Genomic DNA, 24,530 nt, shown 5'->3' with positions numbered 1-24,530 from the left:
ACAGGAGTAACGTATGAAGACCACACATCTCAATCGCATTGGCGTCGTGGTGTACGACCTGGACGCCACAGTGAAAGAGTACGAGCGAATCTACGGCATCACCAAGTGGGAGTTCGCAGACAACGCGCCCACTGACGGGGAAACAAACGGACGTCGCAATATCACTACGCCAGGAACGTGGCGCAGTGCCGTCGGGTCCACGGTTCCTCGGGAAGGGGAGGAAGGGCCAGGTGGTGAACCGGCACGGGCCCTCACCTTTGAACTCATCCAGCCAGTGTCTGGCGAATCCCCCTTCATGGAGCACCTGCGCACCAAGCGGGAAGGCATTTGCTTCATTCAGGTCGCTGCGGAAGGCGATGGGATTGAGGAGCATTTTGCGTCGTTAAGCGTGCCTTGTGCCTACCGCTCCACCGTCGGCGGCGAGCAGCGCTCCTTCTACGACACCCGAGAGCGCCTCGGTGGCTTCTATGTGGAAATGGTGACCAAGGTGCAGCAGCCGATCAGCGATCAGGGGGCGCCATCGCCGCTGCCGACGCAGGGCATGTACCACTTCGGAGTCCTCGTACACGATGTATTGGCGACCCTAGATGACTACCGGGCGATTTTCGGAATCCAGCGCTTTGAGATGAAGACGTGGGAAACCGGTTTCGGCAGGTTGGACGCGCCACAATACCGTGGCGAGAAGGTCGACCACGGCTACTTCACGGCTCAGGGCTTTGCCGGCGACTTTGGCTTCGAGATCATCCAGTGCAATCACGGTCCAAGCCACTACAACCGCGAATTCTTTGATATCCGTGGCCCCGGAATCCACCACATTTTCAGCTGGATGACCAAGGATGATGCGCAATGGCAGCGAGTGGTGGATGACATGACTGCCGCGGGACACCCACTGTGCATGGGCTCGACACTGCGTGGCGAAGCAGCGGAATTTGGATATTTCGACCTGTTCGACGCCCTCGGTGGGTACTTGGTGGAAGGCGTGGTGCGTCGTCGCCCAGCCGAGCCGGAATATCAAGCCCCAGACTGGGTCATCGACTTTGAGGAGCAGGCGTGATACGCCTCACCGCCAGGTTTGCACAGCTTGACGACGCCCTCCTGACTGAAATCACTGCTGCTCGCGAAGCGGTAGCGCAGTGTGAGGTTTACCGGAGCCTCGCAGCAGGTGAAGAAGCATACGCGCTGGCCATGCTGTGTGACGACGAGAAAGGCATGGCTGCGCTTCTGGAGCGAAGCGGGCAATTCCCAGCGCTATCCCAAATCTTCACAGATGGAGACGTGGAGATCTACCGTCAGTCTTCATATCAGCTCGCCGACGGGTGCTGGACGCCCACCGATGCGACGACCGAACCTGGGCCCATCATGTGGCCCGCCGCCGGGCCGGTATCCATCGTCATTCAAGGTGCTTACCAGCCCAATGAGCTGATGCGGGAGCTGACGGCGCGAGAAATCGCAGAAACGCGACGTGAACCCGGTTGCATCCACTACGCCTGGTACGAGAATATCGAGCTTCCTGACCACCTCATGCTGCTCGAGTTATGGTCCGATCAGCGGATCTACGATCTCCATTGGCAGGGAAGGATGCGCAGCGTCGAGCTACGTGGTGATTCCGGTCGTCAACCTGCGCCGATGCTTCGGGGAGAACCGTCACGAGAGTTTTACCGTCAGCAAGCCTTTGAACTTCACTACGGAATGTTCCTGCCACGTGAACCCGAGCGTTATGCGGAGACTGTGCGCTGGGGAGCACGCTGACAGTGTTCCGTCAGGTGGAACGCATTCCCCCGTTGTTTCTTTGAAGGGGGAACAATGGCAACAACGATCTGCTAAGTGACAGTGAAGTGAGGAAGAAAAATGGCTCAGATCCCTGATTACCGCACCGATGACTTCTTCGATTTGGAAGACAAATGGCTGGAAACCGCTGAAGGTGAAATCACGCACTACCACGAGCTGGGCGAGGGTGCACCTATCCTGTTCCTCCACGGCTCTGGTACTGGCGTCACCGCTGCTGCCAACTGGTGGCTCAACCTCCCTGAACTAGCAAACTATGGTCGCTGCATTGCGATTGACTCCGTCGGCTACGGCCAGACCGTTGTCGCAGAAGGGACCAAGTACGGTATTAAAGAGTGGGTTCGCCACGCAGTGCGCGTTTTGGACGCGCTGGGCATCGAAAAGACCTGGATCGTTGGCAACTCCCTCGGCGGCTGGCTGGCCTTCCAATTTGCTATTGACTACCCGGATCGCCTGCTGGGCATCGTCTCCATGGGTACCGGTGGCGCAAAGCTCACCGGGGCACTGAAGGGGCACTCAAACCCGAACCTCACCCCGGAAGGCATCCGGGATACCCTGGAGCTGTTCGTTGTCGATCATGACCTGATTTCCGACGAGTTGGTGCAGCTGCGCTACGAATCCGCGCTCAATGACACCGCGTCGGATCGGCTCAAGGAAGTGGTCGCTGCTCGTGACCGCGACCGCAACGAACTGCCTCTCGACTTCGACGTCTTGGCCAAGCTCGACATCCCCGTCTTGCTTATCCACGGCGTACAGGATCGCGTGATCCCAGTGTCTCGTACCTGGGACATCCTCAACGTTGTGCCACACGCTGATGCACACATTTTCTCGCAATGTGGCCACTGGTCTCAGGTGGAGCGAGCAGAAGAATTCAATGAAGTGGTAGGGAAGTGGCTCGAACGCCACATGTAATCGCACAAGAATATGGGGCTGCGCCAGCGGGCGTGGCCCCATTTTTATTGGCCAGGAATCCCAATGTTTTCGCAGGTCAATGGTGGTGTGTTTCGGGGAACGGAACACCACTGCAATTAAAGATGTGTTCTGTCTTACTCTTTAGGAACCGCTGTATGTTAAGTCACATCGCATAGAGAGTAAGGTCCCGATGACTAATACTTTGACTCATAGCCAGGAACCGGTTGCGGAAAGCAAGGATCCGACGTTGCGTCGGAAAGCTCAACTTTCGAGCTTTCTCGGCAGCGCCGTGGAATACTACGACTTCTTGCTGTACGCAGCAGCCGCCGGACTGGTCTTTCCCTCGTTGTTCTTCGGCAACCTCAGCCCAGCAATGGGAACCACGCTATCCTTCATCATTCTCCTCATTGGGTACATCTCCCGACCAATCGGTTCCATGGCATTCGGTCACTTTGGCGATAAATATGGGCGTAAGAACGTCCTAATTGTCACTCTGCTGACCATGGGCATCGTTTCGGTCTGTATCGGCCTCCTGCCCTCAGCAAACCACATTGGTGTCGCAGCACCGATCATTCTGGTGGTGCTACGCACGGTTCAAGGCGTTGCTGTTGGCGGTGAGTGGGCAGGCGCAACGCTTATGGCGATGGAACATTCCAAGCGGGAAAGCAAGGGATTAGGTGCGTCCTTCGCTATCGCTGGTGGCCCTGCCGGTGCGGTGCTGTCCACGCTCACGTTGGCGTTATTCTCAAACATTTCTGGAGATAGCTTTGCAGATCCTAGCTCGTACTTTGTTACTGACTGGGGCTGGCGTGTTCCGTTCCTACTCTCCGCGGGAATTGTAGTGTTCGGCCTGTACCTGCGCTCCCAGGTCAGTGAGTCCCCTGAGTTCGAGCAGGCACGCAAACAAGGCAATGTGCAAACTGGTGTCCCGCTGATGAAGATGCTCAAGGATTCTCCTACCGAGATTGTCTTGGGTTCGTTGGCTGCGATGGCTGGTCTGTTCATGCAGGGACTCCAGGGCACCTTTATGGTTCCTTACATCGTAAAGTCAACTGCGGGGACGGAGAATCCGATTGACCGCGCAGATGGCCTAATGATGGTCACCATCGGCTCCATCATCGCGATTTTTGTGATGCCGGCGATCGCGGCGTTGTCGGACGTGTATGGACGTCGTCGAGTGATGATCGCTGGTGGCATGGTCTCGATCGCAGGGCTGTGGGGTGTCACGAGTCTGATTGAAACCGGCAAGCCACTGCTCATTTGGATCGGAATGATCTTGATGGTGTGCGTAGTTCAGCCAGCACAGTACGGCCCGATCGGTGCATTCCTATCTGAGAAGTTTGATGCAGCTCACCGCTACACCGGCTCCGGAATGACCTTCCAGCTCGGTTCTATCCTCGGTGCAGGTACGGCACCGCTGGTGGCAAATCGCCTGGTCTCTGCAGAATCCGGACTCACTCCAATCGTGATTTATGGTTCTGTCCTCTTCGTCATCAGCTCCTTGGCCATCTACTTCTCCAAGGAAACCGCACATACTGAAACTCATGCGGAGCGCTTCGAAGAGACCTCCGTGTTTAAGGCCTAGGGGCTAACCATGTACGACGTCATCATCATCGGAGCCGGTCCGACGGGGTTGGTGCTTGCCAACTTGCTGGGGAAATTCGGCGTAGCTACCCGAGTGATTGAACAGCGAGATACTCTCATTGACTATCCACGGGGCGTCGGCCTCGATGATGAATCGATGCGTACATTCCAAAGCATCGACGTTGTAGATAGCATTGAACCCTTTGTGGTCCCGAACCACAAGATGAGACTGGTCAACGGACATGGCGATGTCATTATGGCTAACGACCCGAAAGGTACCCCACTCGGGTGGCCACGCAAGCTGGGCTTTTTGCAGCCGCTTATCGACGAGCAGTTGATGAAAAACTTGGACCGCTTTGACAGCGTGAGTCTGACTTTCGGGACAGAACTGGTGGGGATCCGGGAAGAGGAAGATAGCGTAGTCGTCACGAGTCAGCGTGCAGATGGTACGAAAGAAGACTTGGTTGGTCGGTTTGTTGTGGGCTGCGAAGGTGGTCGGTCTTTTACTGGCTCTTCCGGTTTTAGAGTGCGTTGATCTTGTCCTGTAGTTGTCCGGAGTGGATCAGGCACCGCAAGATGTAGTGGTTGAGGTTTCGGAATCCCAGGGCGATCCCCCGTAGGTGCTCGAGCCTGCCGTTGATGGCCTCGACCGGCCCGTTGGACGCCCCGATATCGAAGTAGGCGAGCACATCTTCCCGCCGACGCCACAGGGTTCTCCCGAGTTGAGCCAGCTCCTCCAGACCTTTCGGCAAGCCTTTGCGCAGGGTGGTGATGATCCGTTCCATCAACTTCTTGCCTTCTGATTTCTGCGGGTGCCCGTATGCTGTGATCAGGTCCTGGTAGAACATCCAGGTGACCTCGAGTGCCACGTAGTCATCGTCGGTGGCCCACAGCATGTCCAGGCGTTGTTTCTGCCGCTCGGTGAGGTAGTTCGTCCTGGTCAACAGGGTGCGACGGTACTTATACAGCGGATCATCTTTGCGTCCGCGGCGTCCGGTGGTCTCTCGTTGGAGTCGTTGCCGGCACCCGGTGAGTTTGTCAGCCGCCAGATGCACCACATGGAAAGGGTCCATGACTTTATTTGCCTGTGGTAGTTGCTCTTCGACTGCGGTGGCATAACCGGTGAAGCCGTCCATGGTCACCACCTGCACTTGGCGACGGAAGCCGGGGTCGCGTTCCTGCAGCCACCCGCGCAGCACGTCCGCGGACCGCCCCGGTCGCATGTCCAGTAGTCGGGCGGGCCCGCGGCCGTCGACCAGTGGGGTGAGGTCCACGAGGATGGTCACCAGGTTCGAGGGCTGACCTCGGGTGTGTTTCCAGACGTGCTCATCGACTCCGAGGATGCGCACGCCGTCGAGGTGGTGCGGGTCGTCGTAGACGAGCTGGCGGCAGGCATCGAGTGCGACCTGGTTGACCAGGTCCCAGCCGATACCGAGTACTTTGGCGGTGGCAGACACACTCATCCGGTCAATGGCGAGGCGCTGGAGGATCCAGCGGGTGACTCGGTGGGTGAGCTTGGATCCGTCATCCGCGCAGGCCAGGGATGCCTGGAAGATCTTCCTAGAGCAGAAGGGCTCTGTGCACAGAAAGCGGGGGACGCGGACGTCCAGGCGGGTGGGGAACCCGACGACGGGAAGATCAACGAGCCGGCGCAGGGTGTGATCCCTCAGCTTCCCGGGGTGCCCGCAGTCCGGGCAGGTGTGGTTCACGGCCACCGGGGTGGCGTCGATGATGGTGATGTTTCCGGCGTCGGCGGCTCCGGTGATCGTGAGGCCGATTTCTGCGGTGCGGCAGATGGTGTCGGCGACGAGGTTGCCAGTAGTAGGCTGCACAGTAGGGTCCTGGTTCGGTTGGATGGAAACTTCGCAACTCTCATCTTGTACCGGCCAGGACCCCTATATGTTGTGCCACCCCGAACCCCACCCCATGGTCAGCTACGCACTCTGAAACCGGAAGAGCCCTTTTACTCGCAAATGGATCGGGGCGCAGTTTGACGGGGTGTCTCCCTCCACTCGGTGGGTGGTCATCGATGTGGACAATGATCCGCTCGGTATGCCAAACGTCTATCTGGGGGCTGATCCGAAGCGGCCATATGTGCCCATTGGACTGCCACGCGGTGTGCGCCGATTTGAATTCATGCTCTTCGATGATGAGCCGAGTGAGATCGTTGAAGACGATGATTTTGTCACCAAGCTGCTAGGAGATCATCTTCCCCCCAATACTTCACTGGACGTCATTCGGCGTCGCGTGTTCACCCACCACGGGCGCATCGCTTCGACGTTCCGTAAAGGGCGCGTCCTGATTGCGGGCGACGCAGCCCATCTCATGCCTGTGTGGATGGGGCAGGGGTTCAACTCCGGTGTCCGTGACGCCACCAACCTGGCGTGGAAGCTATCCCTCGTGGTCCGAGGCCTGGCCCGGCAAGAATTGTCGGACACCTACGACCTAGAGCGTCGCGACCATGCGAAGGCAATGATCGATCTTTCGCTCACCCTGGGGAATATCATCAAGCCAACGAACCCCGTGCTGGCTGGCGCCCGAGACGCAGTTTCTTGGGTGGTGAACAAATCCTCGGCGACCCGCGAGTACTTCGCGGACATGAAATTCAAGCCGATGCCACGGTACCAGAGGGGAGTGGTGGCCGACCATCTTTCGCTGACCCCAGGTACTGCCCGTGCGAAACTTTCTGTGAAAGACGCGCTGCTCATCCCCTTCAAGAATGCGCAACCTAAAGAGAGCGCAGTGGGTCGAATGTTCATTCAACCCCAAGTCGCGGCACCAGAACCGCGGCTCCTCGATACCGTGCTAGGAGAGCGTTTCGCTGTGCTCACTTGGGGGATGGATCCCCAGCGATTCCTCCGCGATGCTGACTGTACGTTGCTACAACCGGTTTGCGTGGTGTCCCCTTCCCAATACGACTGGGCAAAAACCCATTGCGCGGAAGGAACAGTGGTGGTCTGCGACATCACGGGAGAGCTCAAAGAATGGTTCGACCAGACTGGTGTGGGATCTGTGATCCTACGCCCAGACAAGTTCGTAGCCGCCGTTGCTCTGAACGCCCAGTTGTCACAAGCCTGGCGCGCTGTGCGTGAGGCCGGATCCTTAACTGGATAGGGATTAGGGTCGCGTGAGGAAAAACTACGCTTATTTAACGCGTTCACCGCAGTGAATGGTTAGGGAAGGCGTAGGGATTAGATCCTCAGAACAAAACCCTATCGGGTAACAAAAACAAAAATACCGGGAAGGTGGTCACCCTCCCGGCATTTACGCTGTGAAGAATTATTCTTCGGTTTCCTCAGCTTCTGGAGCTTCTGGGGCGTCTTCAACAACGCCGGCCTCAGCAGCAGCCTCATCGGCTTCAGCTTCATTGTCTTCTGGGGCAACGAAGTTGATCATGAGCAGCTCTGGCTCGTCGACAAGCTCAGCGCCTGCAGGCAGCTCGATGTCGGCAGCGGTGATCTGCTCGCCCACGGTCTTGCCCTCGATGGAGATGGTGATCTCTTCAGGGATGGACATGACGTCTGCGAGGATGCGGATGGTGTCGGTCTCCTGCATGACCATGGTGCCTGGGCCAGGGGTGCCTTCTGCAACAACTGGAACCTCAACCTCAACGGTCTCGCCCTTCTTGATGGCGAGCAGGTCAGCGTGATCGATCTCCCAGGTCAGAACGTTCTGGTCAACGTGCTTGATCATGGCGAGCTGCTTCTCGCCCTCGATGTTCACGGACACAACAGCGTTCACGCCGTGGTTACGGACGATCTTGGTGAACTCGATGCGGTTCACGTTGATGTGAACTGGCTCGAAGCCGTTAGCGTAGATGACGGTAGGGATCAGGCCGGCCTTGCGTGCACGACGTGCGAAGCCCTTGCCGAATTCCTTACGTGGGGTTGCGTCCAGGGAGATAGCCTGGTTGGACATATTCAGCCTCCTTAAAGTTCATTGTGTGAAGGCCGCATGACAAGCAAAACGCCTGCGGCCAACTCGCGGAATGTGTCGTCGTCGAGTTTTCGCAGGCGTGTTCTCAAAAACTATCGCGTCGATAACGGCCCAGATTAGGTGCCCTCGCCGAGACGGTGATAACTTACCATGTCTGTGAGGTATTTCCAAAGCAGCTGCGGGGTATCAGATCGTGTCGTCGTCTTTTGCGAGAAGGCGTTCTTTGGACGCACAATGAGGATAACCGAAAATTTGTCTAGATAGGCCCTTGCATCGATGACTTCTTCCCATGATTCCTTAGAGAATTTCGGCGTTGCCCCCGTGCGAGATGATGCCGGCACCGATAAGTGGTTCAACCTAATCTTCGGTGGTCTGCTCATCGCTACCGTAGTGAGTCTCTTCCTGTGGGCTACTGGACAAATCGGAGTGGGAAACCACGTTGTACTTCTGATAACTACCATCGCCTTCGGCTGCTTCATGGCCTTCAACATTGGCGGCAATGACGTGGCCAATTCCTTTGGCACCTCCGTGGGGGCCGGCACGCTGACGATGAAACAGGCCTTGCTCATCGCAGCGGTCTTTGAAGTCGGTGGTGCGGTCCTGGCTGGTGGCGATGTGACGGACACGGTGAAGTCCGGCATCGTCAAGTTTGAGGGTGTCAGTCTTCAGCCGATGGATTTCGCCTACATCATGTTGGCTGCGCTGTTGGGGGCAGCGTTGTGGCTCCTGGTAGCAACGAAGCTGGGGTGGCCGGTGTCGACGACGCACTCCATCGTGGGCGGCATCGTGGGGGCCGCGGTGACTCTCGGCTTCGTCTCCGATGCGACGGGCGACATGAGCCCATGGGCGATCGTCCAGTGGGGTGAGATCGGCAATATCGTGATCAGCTGGTTCCTATCACCCGCGCTCGGCGGACTAGTGGCCTACGCGCTGTACTTAACGGTGAAAAAGACGATCCTGGTGTACAACGACAAAGCAAACGCCAAAATTGAACAGATCCGCCAGGAGCGTACTCAGCTTGCAGAACAACAAAAAATCAAGCTCAGTCGTCTCAGTGGTGATGAGCTTATCCGGGTCAATGATGCGATGGCGCGAGATGCGGTGACCACCTCGAACGGCACCTACGCGGTTTCTGACCTGGAGAGTGATTATTTCCGACAGCTGCACCGGATTAACTCCCAGGTAAAGGGGGTCGGTACCCACCGCGCTCTCATCCGCTACGTGCCGCTTCTGGCACTGTTCGGTTCAGTGGTTATTACGTCGATGATGCTGTTCAAGGGGCTGAAAAACATTGGCCTGCACTTGACCACAATGGGGAACCTGAGCATCATCTTGATGGTCGCTGCTGTGGTGTGGATGGCTGTTTACATCTTTGCGCGCACCATGGTGGGCAAGGACTTGGAGCGATCAACCTTCGTCCTGTTTTCTTGGATGCAGGTGTTCACCGCGGCGACGTTCGCGTTCTCCCACGGCTCCAACGACATCGCCAACGCCGTAGGACCGTTCGCTGCGGTCCTGGATGTGCTCAAGCATGATGCGATCCAGGCGAAGGCAGAAGTTCCGATGCCACTGATGATCACCGCGGGTATTTCCCTGGTGGTGGGCCTGTGGTTCATCGGGCGCCATGTGATTCAGACCGTGGGCACCGGGCTGACGCAAATGCACCCGGCGTCGGGCTTCTCTGCGGAGCTCTCGGCTGCCGGCGTGGTGATGGGCGCGTCGCTGTTGGGCCTGCCCGTGTCCTCCACCCACATCCTCATCGGCGCGATTCTGGGTGTCGGCATGGTCAATCGCTCCGCCAACTGGGGCTTGATGCGCCGAATCGCGATGGCATGGGTCATTACTATACCAGTGTCCGCGGTCGTCGGCGCCGTAGGCTTCGTGGTCCTACGTGCGGTATTCGGTGCCTAACAACCGCAGCGTCCGCAGCTGACCCTCGACACTTGGTGCAGCGAGGGTAGTGATGAGTTCGTCTGCATGCACCTCGCCGGCGAACTCACGGAAGTACTGCGCTACCTCGGCAGGCTTACCGACGGCGGTGTATCGCAACATTTGCCGCACCTGTTCGGCGGCAGGTGATGCCAACAACAGCTGCTTATCGGATTCGCTGAACTTACGATTCCTCCCAATCAGGGCTTCTACCCGCAGTCGGAAGGACTCCTCAGCTTCAGCAACGGCCTGGTTGGGGTCGTCGGAGACGATCGCGTTCAGTGCTGCGATGAAGTGTGGCTCAGGATGAGCCTCGGAGGGCTGGTAGTTGTCCCGGTACACATGGGCAGCTTGTTTCAGATGCGTCGGTGCGAAATGCGAGGCAAAGGCATAGGGTAGCCCCAGTTTTGCGGCAAGTTCGGCGCCGAACAATGACGAGCCCAAGATATACAGTGGCACGTTCGTACCGCGGCCCGGATACGCATTCACATCGGTGGTAGACCGGCCTTCTCCGAGCAAGGACTGCAGTTCAGCTACATCAGCGGGAAAATGTTCCGCGGCAGCAGGGGAGCGTCGTAAAGCGCGCAGCGTCACCTGATCCGTGCCCGGCGCACGCCCGAGCCCGAGGTCGATGCGGGGGCCGTGAATGGTGGCTAGGGTGCCGAACTGCTCGGCAATCACCAGTGGGGAGTGGTTGGGGAGCATCACGCCACCGGAACCCAAACGGATCGTGGAAGTGTGGTTCGCAACATGGCCAATCAGGACCGAGGTGGCGGAGGAGGCGATGGTCGGCATGTTGTGGTGCTCGGCGTACCAGACGCGGTGAAAACCGTACTGCTCGGCCTCCTGGGCGATGCGAACCGAGTTAGCGATGGCAGACTGGATGGTCATGCCGGGGCGGACATGGACGAGATCGAGGATGGAAATCATAGAAATGAGAAATCTCCCTATCGAGTTGAGTTACCCCATGGTAAAACACCCAACCCGATAGGGAGATGAAGGCAGCTTTTAGGCTTGGCCTTCGAAAAGGGTAGTCACGGAACCGTTTTCGAAGATTTCCTTGATCGTGCGGGCCAGCAGCGGAGCGATGGACAGCACGGTGAGGTTGTCCCAACCCTCGGTGGACTGAGGCAGGGTATCTGTGGTGATGACTTCCTTCGCACCGCACTGGGACAGACGCTCACGAGCTGGCTCGGAGAACACGCCGTGGGTGCAGGCAATGATCACGTCGGAAGCGCCAGCTTCACGCAGCACGCCGACGGCGCCTGCAATAGTTCCACCGGTATCGATCATGTCATCGAGCAACACACACGTCTTGCCAGCGACGTCACCGACAACGCGGTTCGCTACCACCTGGTTGGCTACCTCGGTGGAACGGGTCTTGTGCACGAATGCGAGCGGGGCATCGCCGAGGGTGTTCGCCCACTTCTCTGCGACCTTCACGCGACCGGCATCAGGGGAGACCACGCAGATGTTTTCCAGCGAGTAGTTTGCCTTGATGTAATCCGTGAGGATAGGCATGGCATGCATGTGGTCGACTGGGCCATCGAAGAAGCCCTGGATCTGGTCAGTGTGCAGGTCCACGGACACGATGCGGTCTGCACCAGCAGCCTTGAGCAGGTCAGCAACCAGGCGAGCGGAAATAGGCTCACGGCCACGGTGCTTCTTATCCTGGCGAGCGTATGGGTAGAACGGCAGGATCGCGGTGATGCGCTTAGCGGAGCCACGCTTGAGCGCATCGATCATGATCAGCTGTTCCATCAGCCACTTGTTCAGCGGCTGAGTGTGGGACTGGATGACGAAGGCATCGGAACCACGTACCGACTCCTCGAAACGAACAAAGATCTCGCCGTTAGCGAAATCGCGCGCGGTCATCGGGGTGAGCTCAACACCCAGTTCTTCAGCCACAGCCTCGCCGAGTTCCGGGTGCGCACGCCCGGAAAACAGCATCAGGTTCTTCTGGCTTTCGGTCCAATGTGCAGTCATAATGACGCAGCTTAGCCTTCCTGCTCGGAGTTTTTGGCGTTTTCGGCATCCCGCAAAGCCGCCTCAGCCGCTTCGGCTGCTGCGGTGCCTGGGCGCTTCCGCTGGACCCAGCCTTCGATATTGCGCTGGCGTCCACCGGAAACGACGAGAGCTCCTGGCGGGACATCGTCCTTAATTACTGTACCCGCTCCGGAGTAGGCACCGTCACCGACGGTCACTGGAGCGATAAACATCGTGTCGGAACCAGTGCGGACATGCGAGCCCACCACGGTCTTGTGCTTGTTCACGCCGTCGTAGTTGACGAACACAGAAGAGGCACCGATGTTGGAATGCTTGCCGATCGTTGCGTCCCCCACATAGGTCAGGTGCGGAACCTTCGACCCTTCGCCGATCTGGGCATTCTTGGTTTCCACAAAGCCACCCAGCTTGCCCTTGGCACCCAACTTCGTGCCAGGGCGCAGGTAGGTAAACGGTCCGACGGTCGCTTCCGGGCCGATCTCGGAGTCGAACGCGTGGGTGCGGACCACGGAGGCACCATCACCCACAGTGACATTCACCAGCGTGGTGTCCGGACCGACTTCCACGCCATCGCCGATGACGGTTGTGCCACGCAGCTGGGTGCCCGGGTGAATAACAACATCCTGTCCGATTTTCACCTGGACATCGATGAAGGTGGACGCGGGATCAATAAGGGTGGCGCCACCACGCATCGCCTTTTCTCGCAGGCGTGCGTTCATTTCTGCATTCATTGCAGCGAGCTGCACGCGGTCGTTCACGCCGGCGATCAGCATGGCGTCGTCAAGCATGTGCCCGCGCACAACCTTACCTTGCCGACGCGCAATGCCCACGACATCGGTGAGGTAGAACTCGCCTTGAGCATTGTTGGTGTCCAACTTAGTGATGGCCTCGCGCAGCAACGCGGCATCGAAGGCGTACACACCGGAATTGATCTCGGTGATCGCGCGGGTGGCCTCGTCAGCGTCCTTCTCCTCCACAATCGCGGTGATACCAGCCTCATCGCGGACGATGCGACCGTAGCCCGTCGGATTGTCGATGTTCGCGGTAAGAACTGTGACAGCAGCGTCAGAGCCATGCTCGGCGATCAAGCCTTGTAGAACGTCGCCACTGAGCATCGGCACGTCGGAGGTGGTGACTACAACCGTCCCGTGAAAATCCTGCGGAAGCGCCTCCAACCCACACGCAACCGCGTGGCCAGTGCCGTTTTGCTCCTCCTGCACTGCCGTCTTCACTTCGGCAACGGGCAGAGCTGCGGTCTCGGCTTCGATAGCTGGGATAACTTGATCACGGCAATGGCCTACAACAGCGATCAAATGCTCAGGCATTAGTTCTGCCGCCGCATGCAGAGCGTGGGAAAGCATGGAACGTCCAGCAACTTCGTGCAGCATCTTCGGCTTAGCGGACTTCATACGAGTACCAGCACCAGCAGCGAGGATGACTACAGCAACAGGGTTGCTCATGGGTCTCCGATCATGTGGATTCGAGGATTTATACCCCAATGAATCTACCGCACAGGAAAAACTGGCGTGGGAATTTACGCCCCGCGCGGGCCGGTACTTACATCATCAAGCCCTCGGGCTGCGACAAAACCAACAACTCCTAGGGCTGATAAAAACAGTAACGCCGCCTGGGGGCCAAGCATCGACAGCCCGCCAGAGACCACACCGGCGAATAACAAGATGACGCCCATTGCCGAGTTAGCAATCGCGACATACCGCGTCCGCTTCTCACCCTTGGCCATATCCACCACATAGGTTTTACGTGCCACCCGCACCGCGGTGTGGATCAGATGCAACATCAAAAACGAGAGCGGAATAAACCACACATTCACCGCTTCACCAGCCCACCGGTCAGCCGCCAGCACACCCAACAACAGCACCGATGCTGAGACAGCACCAAAACGCATGACATCCTTACTTGACCGATCCGACCACACACCAGCGATCCGACCTCCCACGATCGACGCAACACCGCTAGCGAGCAAAAACGCCCCCAAACTGCTTGGAGCCAACATCACCAAAAAAGTAGGAGACAATGCCGACACCAACAACAATGAACGCACAACAACAAACCTGCGAAAGCTACGATCCTCGCGAAGCGTCTCCAATGAATCGCGCAGCCAATTGTTAGGAGCCCGTTCTGGGATTTCAGGAACTGGTTCCTTGATCGACCGAAAAATAACCCCAGCCAGCAGCCACGCACACGCCGACGCCCCAATCAAACTAACCAGCAAAAACATCGGTGGGGTACTGCCCAGCGCCAACAACGCCGCCCCGATTACCACCACCGAAACACCACCGGCCATTGTCGCGGTGCCAGTGACTTTGCCTCGGCTTCCCTTCGAAATCGTGCGACCCTGCACATCCTTAGACGCAATCGAACACAATGCTCGGCCACCGGCCAACACGCCCAGCAGCACCACCGTCAACGTTCCGAGCAACACACCACGGGTGAAAAGCGCAGCGACCGCGATCCCCGCCGCCGCGGTCCCCTGGATAACCGATCCCCAGACCCAAATCATCTTTCGGCGCTCATGACGCACCACCCACGGCGTCAGCGCAGCCTGCGGCAACATTGATCCCGACTCGCGAATCGGCACCAACATCGCTGAGAAAAACGTCGGAGCACCAGCGGTATGCAAAATGTACGGAAGTACCGTTTTCGCCGCCACAACCTGGTCACCAATGCTCTGCAACCCATTGGCACCAACAAACCTGCGGGCATTAAAGCACTCATTATCCATGAAATGGATGGTAACGCGGTTTTGATTGCGAAATTGGGCTGAGGGACCAGATTGGGCGCGCGACCATGAGTCTTCGGCAGATCGGGCCAATGCTTTCTTAAAGCTGCGGGGGTGACGAACAGGGTTGTTGCAGATCCAGCCCGTCGTACCGTGATGATGGGCACCCTAAAAGCCGGAACCGCGTATGCGCGTGTGCCGGAGCCTGGTGCGTGTGCGTTTTGCCTCATGTTGGGTTCCCGAGGTGCTGTGTATGATCATGAGACCGTGTTCGGTGAAGTTGGGCGCTATCACGACAACTGTCGTTGCTTAGCTATCGAGGTCACCGGTAGAGCTCCATTGCCTCAGATCAATCAGGATTTGATGGCTCAAGTCAAGGTGTTCGACCGTGAGTTGGGCAGGCCTGCAGATGTGAAGGACTGGCGCCAGTGGGTCGATGCGTCGAGGCAACAGGCCGGGCAGGACACGATGTGGCCACGGTTGAAATACGTGCGGTTGCCTCGTTACAAGGGCGATGGCTTATCGACGGTGTTTCCCGGTGAGAAGCTGCCTCCTCTGGATAATATGCCGGGCCATGTGCTGCACGGGTGGCGGGACAAGCCAAAGAAGGATGGAAGCGGCTGGCCTCACGACGAGAGTCTCGCGGATGGGCATCGATGGGATACGCAGCGGTCAGGCGCATCAACGTTTCCACGTGAATGGACAGACCAAAAGGTTGTTAACGCGGTTCGAGACACAATCGAAAAACCGGATACTGTACTCAGCAAAGAATATTCTCGAAGCGTGTGGAAAGAAATTGATGGAGTCGTAGTCTATGCCAAATGGGCGGTTCTACCTGGTGGTAGGCTGATATTCGTAGAAAGCTACCCAGTAGACCAATTGAATCGGAGGTGAAACTTGGACGAGTCTGAGCTTGCATACCGTGAAACGTTCAATCGTCTCAGAGCATTGTTTCCTTCTAATGCTGATTTGACTGCAGCACAGCGCAGTGCCGAAGAAGGAGAGTGGGACGGGGCTTTCTTTGAGCTGATTGAGTCAGCATTACAGTGGGAAGTCTTCGGCGCCGATTTCACTACTACTTTGACCGGCGGCTTTACCTCTCCATTAATTGAAGAGTTTTTAGATACTCTTAACCGCGCTGCCTAGCCGGTAGGTCGCCGAGTTCAAGTCCCGACAGCGCACGATCAAGACCCCATGTCCCCTGGTTGGGACGTGGGGTTTTGTCATGCCCACATCAAAAAATCCCAGGAGGAAACAACAGTGGACACCAACGAGTCAACAACGAACGATCACGTCGCTGAGAATACTTCGGAACAGGACGACGGAGTCAACGACAAGCAGCACACCCCAGAACAGCAAGACACGTTCGATCGTGAGTACGTCGAGAAGCTCCGCCGTGAGAACGCGAAGTACCGCACGAAGGTCAAGGAACTGGAACCTCAAGCAGCCAAGCTTAAGGAGATCGAGGACGCTTCGAAAACTGAGCTAGACAAAGCGCTTGAACGAATCAAGACGCTCGAAACAGAAGCGTCGGCGGCCCAGTCGAAGGCCCTCCGCGCAGATGTAGCGCAGTCGAAGGGGGTGCCGGTGTCGCTTCTGCCTGACGCAGGATCCAAGGAAGACCTTGAAGCAGCTGCTGATCAGCTGCTGGCATGGGCAAACAAAACCCCTGCGTTGCCGAAAGTCACTGGGGTGGGCAAGGACACCTCGGGGATGTCCCGAGACGAACTAGCCCGCTCGATTCTAGGAGTTGGCTCGAACTAATGATCAATTTCCGGTAGTGAAAGGAATAACTGATGACCACCTACAACGAAAAGTCCCTCCTCGGTGGCGATGGCGGGACTAATCTTTTACCCCGATCGGTCTCGAACGAAATCTGGAAGCAAGCAACCGCACAAGACGTTTCAGTTCCACCGAACTAGATCTATCTCCCGGCCCGTGTTCAAGGGCTGTTAAAGGCGTCACATTATCAAGTGCACGGGTGAAAGTGGCCCCTAGTTGTTCGGGAAATCCGGATAGCTGGGGGCCGGTTTTTATTTTCTGAGCTGCAGCGTTCGAGTGGTTTTGTGACTATTTTTTGACTATTTTTCCTACCGGAAGAGGCAGGAAACGGCAGGTCACGGCAGGATGGTCAAGGTATGGAAAACCCGCTGAATTGACATAAAAAGCCAGTTCAGCGGGTGTTTTTGTACAGCTTCCCCACCAGGACTCGAACCTAGAATGACGGTACCAAAAACCGGAGTGTTGCCAATTACACCATGGGGAACCACAGCCAAAGCTGCGTTACAGATTTTACATCATGTGGTGGGAAAACAAATAATGGGGTGTGACCTGCCCTGATGTTAAGGTTTATTGCATGGCTTCGAAGCGGATGACGGGTAAACAGCGTCGTGAGCAGCTTATCGATATTGGTCGTGCGGTGTTCGCGGAAAAGGGGTTTGGTGCGTCTAGTGTGGAGGAAATCGCTGCTAGGGCGGGGGTTTCTAAGCCTGTGGTGTATGAGCATTTTGGTGGCAAAGAGGGGTTGTACGCGGTGGTTGTAGACCGTGAGATGCAGGCTCTTGAATCTACGATCACGGATGCGCTTGGTCCTGCGAAGGCGAGACAGCGGATTGAGAATGCGACGTTGGCGTTGCTGACGTTCATTGAGGAGCGTACTGACGGTTTCCAGATCCTGGTGCGTGACATGACGCCGGGGGAGAACCGCACCTATTCGACATTGCTGAATGACACTGTCGCGGAGGTGTCGCATATTTTGGCGCATGCGTTTGAGAAGACGGGGAATGATCCCGAGATGGCGGTGCTGTATGGGCAGGCGCTGGTGGGGATGATTTCTGGTACGGCGCAGTGGTGGCTGGATGTGCGGGAGCCGTCGAAGGAAGTGGTGGCGGCCCATATTGTTAATCTGTGCTGGAATGGTTTGGCACGGTTAGAAAAAGACCCGACGATTAATCTAGGAGAACAGTGAGCTCGACCACCGCCCCGATGCTGGCAGGACTGCTGAAAGTTGCCGGTCAGGATCCTAAGCTGAAAGGGCTCCTCGCTAATGTTGGCCAGTCGTGTCTCCACCTCACCGCGATTGACCAGGCCCGACCTTGGGTGCTGGGGGCTTTGGCACAGCGCGCGCCGGTGCTTGCTGTGGTGGCAACGGGTCGGGAGGCGGAGGACCTCACTGCCGAGCTGAAGGCCATGCTTGGCGACGCCGTTGCTTGGTTTCCCAGCTGGGAGACACTTCCTCATGAACGGATGAGTCCGGGACTGGATACCGTCGGTAAGCGTGCAGAAGTGCTGCACAACCTGGACAAGTTGAAGATTGTAGTCACTGCTGCGCGGGGCTACTGTCAGCCGATTCTGGAAACGGCGAATGGGCGAGCGGCACTGACGATTGAGCAGGGTAACGAATACGACTTCGATGAGCTCACCCGTGAGCTGGTGTTTCGCGCGTACAACCATGTGGACATGGTGGCGCGCAAGGGTGACTTCGCTACCCGCGGCGGGATCATTGACGTTTTTCCAACCACCGCGGAACAGCCCGTTCGTTTGGAATTCTGGGGCGACGAGGTCACCGACATCCGCCCCTTCGCCGTGGCGGATCAGCGTGCGATCCCTGAGCTGGAACTGCAGCAGGTTGACCTGTATCCGGCGCGGGAATTGCTGATTGACGACGGCGTCGCAAAGCGTGCTGGCGAGCTCGCCACACAGCACACCGGCAACGCCGCCCTGGTGGAGCTTTTAACGAAAATCAGTGAAAAGCAGCCTGCCGACGGCATGGAGGCGTTGATACCCGCGCTCGTCGATACTCCGCTGCGCACCCTGCCGGAGCTGATGCCGCAGGGCACCCATGTGGTGCTGATGAATCCTGAGAAAATCCGCACCCGCGTTACTGACTTGCAGGCAACCGATGCAGAGTTTCTGGCTGCCGGGTGGGAGGCCGCCGCGATGGGTGCCGATGGGCCGCTTGCCGCCGCCACCTTGGACCTGGAGGCGAGTTCCTACCGCAGCTTCGATTCGCTCCTCACTGGCGATATCGTGTGGACTTTCGCGCCCCCGGGCATGATGTTCGCCCCCGAGGAAGAGACACTGCCACTGGACTTTGATCCTGCACCGGCGCCCCGTGGCGACCTCAAAGAGGTCGATACCCTCATGGCGATGCTGCTCGCGCACACCAACTCCGGTGGCCGGGCAGCCTTCGTTGCCCCAGCTCAGGGCGCTATCAAGCGCATGATCGAGCGCTTTAAAGAAAAAGGGATCGCTGCGCGGGTGGCCACGCCCGGCTGGCAGCCCTCCCCGGGCGAAGTGACTCTCTACCAAGCCCTCGCACACAGCGGCTTGGTATTCCCGGGTCCGCAGCTGGTGGTGGTGTCCGAAACTGACCTGACTGGTAACCGGGTCGGGGACATTGCCGGCGCTAAACGACGCCCAGCCCGCAAACGCCACCGCGTCGACCCGCTCGCTCTTAAACCTGGGGATCTCGTGGTGCACGAAACGCACGGCATCGGCCGCTTCCTCAAAATGACTGAGCGGGAAATGGCCGGCTCCCGCAGGGAATACCTGGTGCTGGAGTATGCCGCTTCCCGACGCGGCGGCCCCGCAGACCAGTTGTACGTCCCAATGGATGCGCTGGATATGCTCAGCCGCTATGTCGGTGGGGAGAAGCCGACTCTATCGAAGATGGGCGGGTCGGACTGGAAGAACACCAAGAAGAAGGCCCGTGCCGCCGTCCGCGAAATTGCTGGTGAACTGGTGGAACTGTACGCCAAGCGCCAATCCGCGCCGGGGCACCCGTTTGCTCCTGACTCCCCGTGGCAACACGAGATGGAAGATAACTTCCCGTTCGTGGAGACGGAGGACCAAATGCTCGCCATCGATGCCGTGAAGGCGGACATGGAGAAGCCTGTCCCGATGGACCGTGTCATCGTCGGAGACGTGGGATACGGCAAGACGGAAGTGGCGGTGCGTGCCGCGTTCAAAGCGGTGCAGGACGGCAAACAAGTGGCGGTGCTGGTGCCGACGACCCTGCTCGCCCAGCAGCACCTGGCCACGTTCGAGCAGCGTATGGACGGTTTCCCGGTAACAATCCGCGGGCTGTCTCGTTTTACCCCCGGCCTCGAGTCGAAGGAAACGATTCGCGGTCTTGCCTCTGGGGATGTTGACATTGTTATCGGCACGCACCGCCTGTTGCAGACCGGTGTGCACTGGAAGAACCTTGGACTGGTCATCGTGGACGAAGAGCAACGCTTCGGTGTCGAACACAAGGAGCACATCAAGGCGCTGCGCACCGCCGTGGACGTGCTCACTATGTCCGCTACGCCGATCCCGCGCACCCTGGAGATGTCCATGGCGGGCATTCGCGAGATGTCGACTATCCTTACCCCGCCCGAGGACCGGCACCCGGTGCTGACATATGTCGGCGCGCAGGAGGAGAAGCAGGTTGCGGCCGCGATTAGGCGCGAGCTGCTTCGCGACGGCCAAGTGTTCTACGTCCACAACAAGGTCTCATCTATTGAGAAGAAAGCCCGGGAAATCCGCGACCTGGTTCCCGAGGCCCGCGTGGTTGTCGCGCATGGTCAGATGTCAGAAGAACTCCTGGAACAGACCGTGCAAGGGTTCTGGGATCGCGAATACGACGTCCTCGTCTGCACCACCATCGTGGAAACCGGCCTAGACATCGCCAACGCCAACACCTTGATCGTGGAAAACGCCCACCACATGGGGCTGTCTCAGTTGCACCAGCTCCGCGGCCGTGTTGGGCGTTCCCGCGAACGGGGCTACGCCTACTTCCTATACCCCAAAGGCGCCACACTCACGGAAACCTCGTACGACCGTCTCGCCACCATTGCACAGAACAACGACCTGGGTGCCGGCATGGCCGTCGCCATGAAAGACCTGGAAATGCGTGGCGCCGGCAACGTCCTCGGCGCCGAACAATCCGGGCACATCGCCGGAGTTGGTTTTGACCTTTACGTTCGCCTCGTGGGGGAGGCCGTGGAAGCATTCCGCGCCATGGCCGACGGCAAGGTGCTCGACGCCACCGACAAAGAACCGCGCGAAATCCGCGTCGACCTGCCCGTGGACGCCCATATCCCAGAAAGCTACATCAACTCCGAACGTCTACGCCTAGAGGTTTACCGCAAACTCGCCGCATCCACTTCCGAGTCTGACCTAGTTCTTGCCGTGGAAGAGATGGAAGACCGCTACGGCCCGATCCCAGTGGAAGTATCACGGCTGCTCTCCGTCGCACGCCTCCGACACCTGATGCGCAAGGCCGGACTAACCGACATCGCCGTCCAAGGCACCCGCATCAAAGTCCACCCAGCGGAACTGCCCGATTCCAAACAAATCCGACTCAAGCGCCTCTACCCAGGCGCAACCTACCGCGCAGCAGCGAAAGCAATCCAAATCTCATTCCCAAAGGCCGGCCGCAACATCTCCTCACCAGACCTCCGCGACGTCGAACTCCTGCAATGGATGGCCAACTTCATCTCCAAAATGTTCGACGTACCCGCCATCGACATCACAGGCGGGAAAGCGAAAACCGAGCGGGTGATCTCCATCAGATAGGGCCGTGTCGGATTTGGTAATGCAAAGTGACTTTTTCGTGCCGGTTTCGTCAGTTTGCGTTACCAGATTCGACATCGGGTTCTCTGTTACCAAATCCGGCAAGGGATCTCTAAAGGCTCAACGCCCCGGTTGATAGCCCGTACACTGCGAATCCTGCGCCGATGATGACGGCGGCGACGATGACCCATTCGAAGGTGTTGAACCATTTTTCGCCGGTTTTTACGCGCTGCCAGATGTACGGTACAAGGCCGGGGAGGACGAGCAGAGTGCCGAAGAGCAGGTAGGTGATGTCTGCGGCGTAGAACAGCCAGAGCGAGTAGATGAAGGCGATGACGGCGATCATCAGGTGGCGTCGGTTTTCGCGGCCGGTGACGGAGGGCCCGGAGTCGTCGAAGCGGGTTCCGGCGTGCGGGTGGGTGATCCCTTTTCCTCGGGTGGTGAGCAGCAGTAGATAGAGGGAGGAGAAGACGTACGGCAGCATGTACATCATCGTGGCCAGCTGCACCATGGAGGTGTAGGTGGTTTCGTTGAGGAAGAAGATGATGACGCAGATTTGGATCACTGTGGTGGAGATGAGCTGCGCGCTAAATGGTGCACCTGCCTTGTTGAATTTTCCGAAGCGGGCGGGCAGGAGGCCGTCGATGGCCATCAGCGAGATGGGTTCTGCGCAGAGCATCTGCCAGGACACGTAGGCGCCGAGCACGGAGACGCAGAGTCCGAGGGAAACTAGCAGGCCTCCCCACGGGCCGACGGCTGCTTCGAGCACCGCTGCCAGGGAGTTGTCACCGAGTGCTGCGAGTTGCTGTTGGGTGAGCACGCCGTAGGAGAGGGTGGTGACGGATACGAGGAGCGCGAGCACGGCGATGAAGCCGATCATGGTGGCGCGGCCCACGTCTTTGCGGGTGCGGGCCTGCTTGGAGTACACGGATGCGCCTTCCACGCCGATGAAGGCCCAAACGGTGAACAGCATCATGCCTTTGACCTGGTCGAGGAGGGAGCCGGTTTCGCCGTGGCTGCCCCACATGTCGAAGGTGAATTTATCCCAGCTAAACCCGACGAAGGCGACCAGGATGAGGAAGGCGAAGATGGGCAACAGCTTTGCGACGGTCGTTACCACATTCATCGCTGCCGCCTGCCGGATTCCTCGGGTGAGCATGAAGAAAATCACCCAGGTCAGGACGGAAACAGCGATCGCGCTGGCGAGCTGGTTTTCTGGGTCGAACAGTGGGATGTAGTGTCCGAGGGTAGAGAAGAACAGGGTGGCGTAGCCCACCTGTGCGATCACGGATCCGAGCCAGTATCCCCAGGCAGAGGCGAATCCGACGAAGTCTCCGAGTCCGGCACGGACGTAGGAGTACACACCCGAGTCGAGGTTTGGCTTGCGGATTGCAAGGGCGTGGAAAACGAATGCGATGGAGAGCATGCCGACGCCGGCAATGCCCCAACCTATGAGCATCGCCCCCGGTCCGGCCACAGATGCAGCCTGCTGGGGGAGTGCGAAAATACCGGCGCCGACGGTGGAACCGATGATGAGAGACACCAGGGTCCACATGCGGACGGTGTGCTTCGTTTCTACAGTGTTATTCACTGATACTTGTGCTTTCAGGGTGTTGGTCACTGGCTTAGCCTAGTCAAGAGAGATGAAGAATATCTACTTGTAATTAAGCAGATGTTTTTTGGAAATGGGCACTTTTATTCTTGAACACTGTTCGAAGGCTAGGCTATTTGCAGATCGAGAGGAGAAAAGTCGTGGATAATCGCAGTTTTGCCCAGTTTCCTGGAGAGGGCGATACCCCGGTTCGGGTGGACTCGCTGCGCAATGCGCAGTGGCTCATGGCCCAAGCTCTGCGGGTCGGAGAGTGGGAGCGCTCCATGACTCACGAAACACTCTTGCCCTATTTACGCGAGGAAGCAGCCGAGTTTGCGGACGCGGTGGCAAAGTGGTCACGGACTCAGGACGGCGCTACAGAAACCGAGCTTTTGAACGAGCTGTCCGATCTTCTGCTGCAAGTCTTGTTTCACGCCGAGCTCGCTCGTCGACGCGGCAGCTTCGATCTTGACGATGTGGCAGCCGCATTCGTATCCAAGATGCACAGTCGCGCCCCTTACCTTTTCGACGGCGGCGACGACGTGATCACCATAGCTGAGCAGGAACGTTTCTGGGAGGAAGGTAAGCGTCGGGAAAAGGGAATCGGGCAGCGGTGAGCGTCGGCAAGCCTGCGCTGTAAGATCGGCAGCTATGGGTTCTGTAGCGAAAAAGGCGTTCGGGTGCGGCGTGATAGTCGTGCTTGCTGTTGTGCTCGTGATCTCCATGGTCGGCTGGGTGCTATCCGCATTGCATACCCCTAACCCGCTCCGCCCACGCATTGCCGTGCCTGACGACGTGCCTCCCGCCGGCGCCGTAGAGGTACCCCATATCGACGTCAACGCTCCGGGAAGAACCTCCGAAAAACTCGCATTTTGGGCCGAACCCCTCTCCAAACAAATTGATGTCTCACCAGCGGCGATCCAGGCTTATGGCAACGCTGAACTGATCGCTCAGCAGAGCTGGCCCGACTGTCACCTGCGCTGGAACACCCTCGCTGGCATCGCCCAGGTAGAAACTCGCCACGGCACCTACACCGGCAAACTCTTCGAGGGAGCTTCCATCGGACCAGATGGCGTGGTTAGCCCACCAATCTTCGGCATCAAGCTCGACGGATCTCCCGGCTTCGCCAACATTCCCGACACAGACGGCGGGCTTATTGACGGCGATACCGAGCATGACCGAGCTGTCGGCCCGTTCCAATTCATTCCAGAATCATGGAAACGCTACGGTCGCGACGCTAATGGCGACGGATTCAACGACCCGCACCAAATCGACGACGCAGCCCTGTCCGCGGCGAACTTGCTATGCACCAACGGCGGTGACCTATCCACGCCAGAAGGCTGGGCGAAAGCCGTCTACGCCTACAACCAATCCGACAAATACCTAGCTGATGTCCGCGACGCAGCAGCAGCGTACGCCGTCAATCAACCAGCGTATTAAGCCCATTCCTCCGCTTAGGGGGAATCAACGTGGCCGAGCCCGAAAATTCGT

General features: G+C 58.1%; 20 protein-coding genes, 1 tRNA gene and 1 pseudogene. 14 read left to right on the top strand and 8 right to left on the bottom strand.

The genetic code is table 11. The annotated features are described in order from the left end of the window. The first annotated feature begins 13 nt into the window (after positions 1 to 13). The 5 genes from HW450_RS03100 to HW450_RS03080 all read left to right on the top strand — a co-directional run bounded on the left by HW450_RS03100 (position 14) and on the right by HW450_RS03080 (position 4,816). A complete protein-coding gene (locus HW450_RS03100) occupies positions 14 to 1,054 on the top strand; it encodes a VOC family protein (RefSeq protein WP_182386555.1) in 1,041 nt (346 codons plus the stop codon). After that, a complete protein-coding gene (locus tag HW450_RS03095) occupies positions 1,051 to 1,749 on the top strand; it encodes a putative quinol monooxygenase (protein ID WP_182386554.1) in 699 nt (232 codons plus the stop codon). Before HW450_RS03100 ends, HW450_RS03095 begins: the two co-directional genes overlap by 4 nt. A gap of 99 nt (positions 1,750 to 1,848) precedes the next feature. Next, a complete protein-coding gene (locus tag HW450_RS03090) occupies positions 1,849 to 2,697 on the top strand; it encodes an alpha/beta fold hydrolase (protein WP_182386553.1) in 849 nt (282 codons plus the stop codon). Between the two features lie 190 nt (positions 2,698 to 2,887). Then, complete coding sequence (locus HW450_RS03085) at positions 2,888 to 4,282, top strand: MFS transporter (RefSeq protein ID WP_182386552.1); 1,395 nt, start codon at positions 2,888 to 2,890, stop codon at positions 4,280 to 4,282. Positions 4,283 to 4,291: 9 nt separating this feature from the next. Then, a complete protein-coding gene (locus tag HW450_RS03080; RefSeq protein WP_182386551.1) occupies positions 4,292 to 4,816 on the top strand; it encodes an FAD-dependent monooxygenase in 525 nt (174 codons plus the stop codon). Here the strand turns inward: HW450_RS03080 and HW450_RS03075 are convergent. Beyond that, the gene (locus HW450_RS03075) at positions 4,803 to 6,113 is read right to left on the bottom strand and encodes an ISL3 family transposase (RefSeq protein ID WP_182386125.1); all 1,311 of its coding nucleotides are present in this window, start codon (positions 6,111 to 6,113) and stop codon (positions 4,803 to 4,805) included. The two genes, HW450_RS03080 and HW450_RS03075, sit on opposite strands and share 14 nt — an antisense overlap. 145 nt (positions 6,114 to 6,258) lie before the next feature. On the opposite strand from HW450_RS03075, the gene HW450_RS03070 reads away from it, so the two are divergent. Then, entirely contained in the window at positions 6,259 to 7,395 is a 1,137-nt protein-coding gene (locus tag HW450_RS03070) for an FAD-dependent monooxygenase (protein WP_182387313.1), read from the top strand. Positions 7,396 to 7,560: 165 nt separating this feature from the next. On the opposite strand, the gene HW450_RS03065 is transcribed toward HW450_RS03070, so the two are convergent. Then, a complete protein-coding gene (locus tag HW450_RS03065; RefSeq protein WP_182386550.1) occupies positions 7,561 to 8,199 on the bottom strand; it encodes a 50S ribosomal protein L25/general stress protein Ctc in 639 nt (212 codons plus the stop codon). Positions 8,200 to 8,493: 294 nt separating this feature from the next. Between HW450_RS03065 and HW450_RS03060 the strand changes: the two genes are divergently transcribed. Further along, positions 8,494 to 10,128 (top strand): inorganic phosphate transporter, encoded by a 1,635-nt coding sequence (locus tag HW450_RS03060; protein ID WP_182386549.1) that lies wholly within the window; start codon positions 8,494 to 8,496, stop codon positions 10,126 to 10,128. Here HW450_RS03060 and HW450_RS03055 read toward each other — a convergent pair. The 4 genes from HW450_RS03055 to HW450_RS03040 form a co-directional block, all read right to left on the bottom strand. Beyond that, positions 10,105 to 11,076 carry an LLM class flavin-dependent oxidoreductase gene (locus HW450_RS03055; RefSeq protein WP_182386548.1) on the bottom strand — a complete coding sequence of 324 codons (972 nt, stop codon included), beginning with the start codon at positions 11,074 to 11,076 and terminating at the stop codon, positions 10,105 to 10,107. The two genes, HW450_RS03060 and HW450_RS03055, sit on opposite strands and share 24 nt — an antisense overlap. A gap of 78 nt (positions 11,077 to 11,154) precedes the next feature. Beyond that, on the bottom strand, positions 11,155 to 12,132 hold the full coding sequence (locus tag HW450_RS03050) for a ribose-phosphate diphosphokinase (protein WP_182386547.1): 978 nt from the start codon (positions 12,130 to 12,132) through the stop codon (positions 11,155 to 11,157). Positions 12,133 to 12,143: 11 nt separating this feature from the next. Further along, on the bottom strand, positions 12,144 to 13,610 hold the full coding sequence (glmU, locus tag HW450_RS03045) for a bifunctional UDP-N-acetylglucosamine diphosphorylase/glucosamine-1-phosphate N-acetyltransferase GlmU (protein ID WP_182386546.1): 1,467 nt from the start codon (positions 13,608 to 13,610) through the stop codon (positions 12,144 to 12,146). A gap of 74 nt (positions 13,611 to 13,684) precedes the next feature. Next, entirely contained in the window at positions 13,685 to 14,893 is a 1,209-nt protein-coding gene (locus HW450_RS03040; protein WP_182386545.1) for an MFS transporter, read from the bottom strand. Positions 14,894 to 15,001: 108 nt separating this feature from the next. Between HW450_RS03040 and HW450_RS03035 the strand changes: the two are divergent. The 3 genes and pseudogenes from HW450_RS03035 to HW450_RS03025 all read left to right on the top strand — a co-directional run. Continuing rightward, positions 15,002 to 15,784, top strand: a pseudogene (locus HW450_RS03035) (VG15 protein); the annotation flags it as partial. Positions 15,785 to 15,787: 3 nt separating this feature from the next. Next, on the top strand, positions 15,788 to 16,036 hold the full coding sequence (locus HW450_RS03030) for a hypothetical protein (RefSeq protein WP_182386543.1): 249 nt from the start codon (positions 15,788 to 15,790) through the stop codon (positions 16,034 to 16,036). Between the two features lie 114 nt (positions 16,037 to 16,150). Beyond that, on the top strand, positions 16,151 to 16,654 hold the full coding sequence (locus HW450_RS03025) for a hypothetical protein (RefSeq protein WP_182386542.1): 504 nt from the start codon (positions 16,151 to 16,153) through the stop codon (positions 16,652 to 16,654). 430 nt (positions 16,655 to 17,084) lie between these two features. Here the strand turns inward: HW450_RS03025 and HW450_RS03020 are convergent. Continuing rightward, positions 17,085 to 17,156 (bottom strand) — tRNA-Gln (locus HW450_RS03020). 90 nt (positions 17,157 to 17,246) lie between these two features. Between HW450_RS03020 and HW450_RS03015 the strand changes: the two genes are divergently transcribed. Next, the gene (locus HW450_RS03015; RefSeq protein ID WP_182386541.1) at positions 17,247 to 17,858 is read left to right on the top strand and encodes a TetR/AcrR family transcriptional regulator; all 612 of its coding nucleotides are present in this window, start codon (positions 17,247 to 17,249) and stop codon (positions 17,856 to 17,858) included. Positions 17,859 to 17,875: 17 nt separating this feature from the next. Beyond that, a complete protein-coding gene (gene mfd / locus HW450_RS03010) occupies positions 17,876 to 21,451 on the top strand; it encodes a transcription-repair coupling factor (protein ID WP_182387311.1) in 3,576 nt (1,191 codons plus the stop codon). A 109-nt stretch (positions 21,452 to 21,560) separates the two neighbouring features. On the opposite strand, the gene HW450_RS03005 is transcribed toward mfd, so the two are convergent. After that, on the bottom strand, positions 21,561 to 23,039 hold the full coding sequence (locus HW450_RS03005) for an amino acid permease (RefSeq protein WP_407926267.1): 1,479 nt from the start codon (positions 23,037 to 23,039) through the stop codon (positions 21,561 to 21,563). Positions 23,040 to 23,200: 161 nt separating this feature from the next. Here HW450_RS03005 and HW450_RS03000 point away from each other — a divergent pair, with 161 nt between their 5' ends. Beyond that, entirely contained in the window at positions 23,201 to 23,656 is a 456-nt protein-coding gene (locus HW450_RS03000; RefSeq protein ID WP_232843310.1) for a MazG nucleotide pyrophosphohydrolase domain-containing protein, read from the top strand. A 34-nt stretch (positions 23,657 to 23,690) separates the two neighbouring features. Next, complete coding sequence (locus HW450_RS02995; protein ID WP_182386540.1) at positions 23,691 to 24,479, top strand: lytic transglycosylase domain-containing protein; 789 nt, start codon at positions 23,691 to 23,693, stop codon at positions 24,477 to 24,479. The last annotated feature ends 51 nt before the right edge of the window (positions 24,480 to 24,530 follow it).

This window comes from Corynebacterium hindlerae (assembly GCF_014117265.1).
GTDB lineage: Bacteria > Actinomycetota > Actinomycetes > Mycobacteriales > Mycobacteriaceae > Corynebacterium > Corynebacterium hindlerae.
This window is presented reverse-complemented; position numbering and strand designations above follow the sequence as displayed.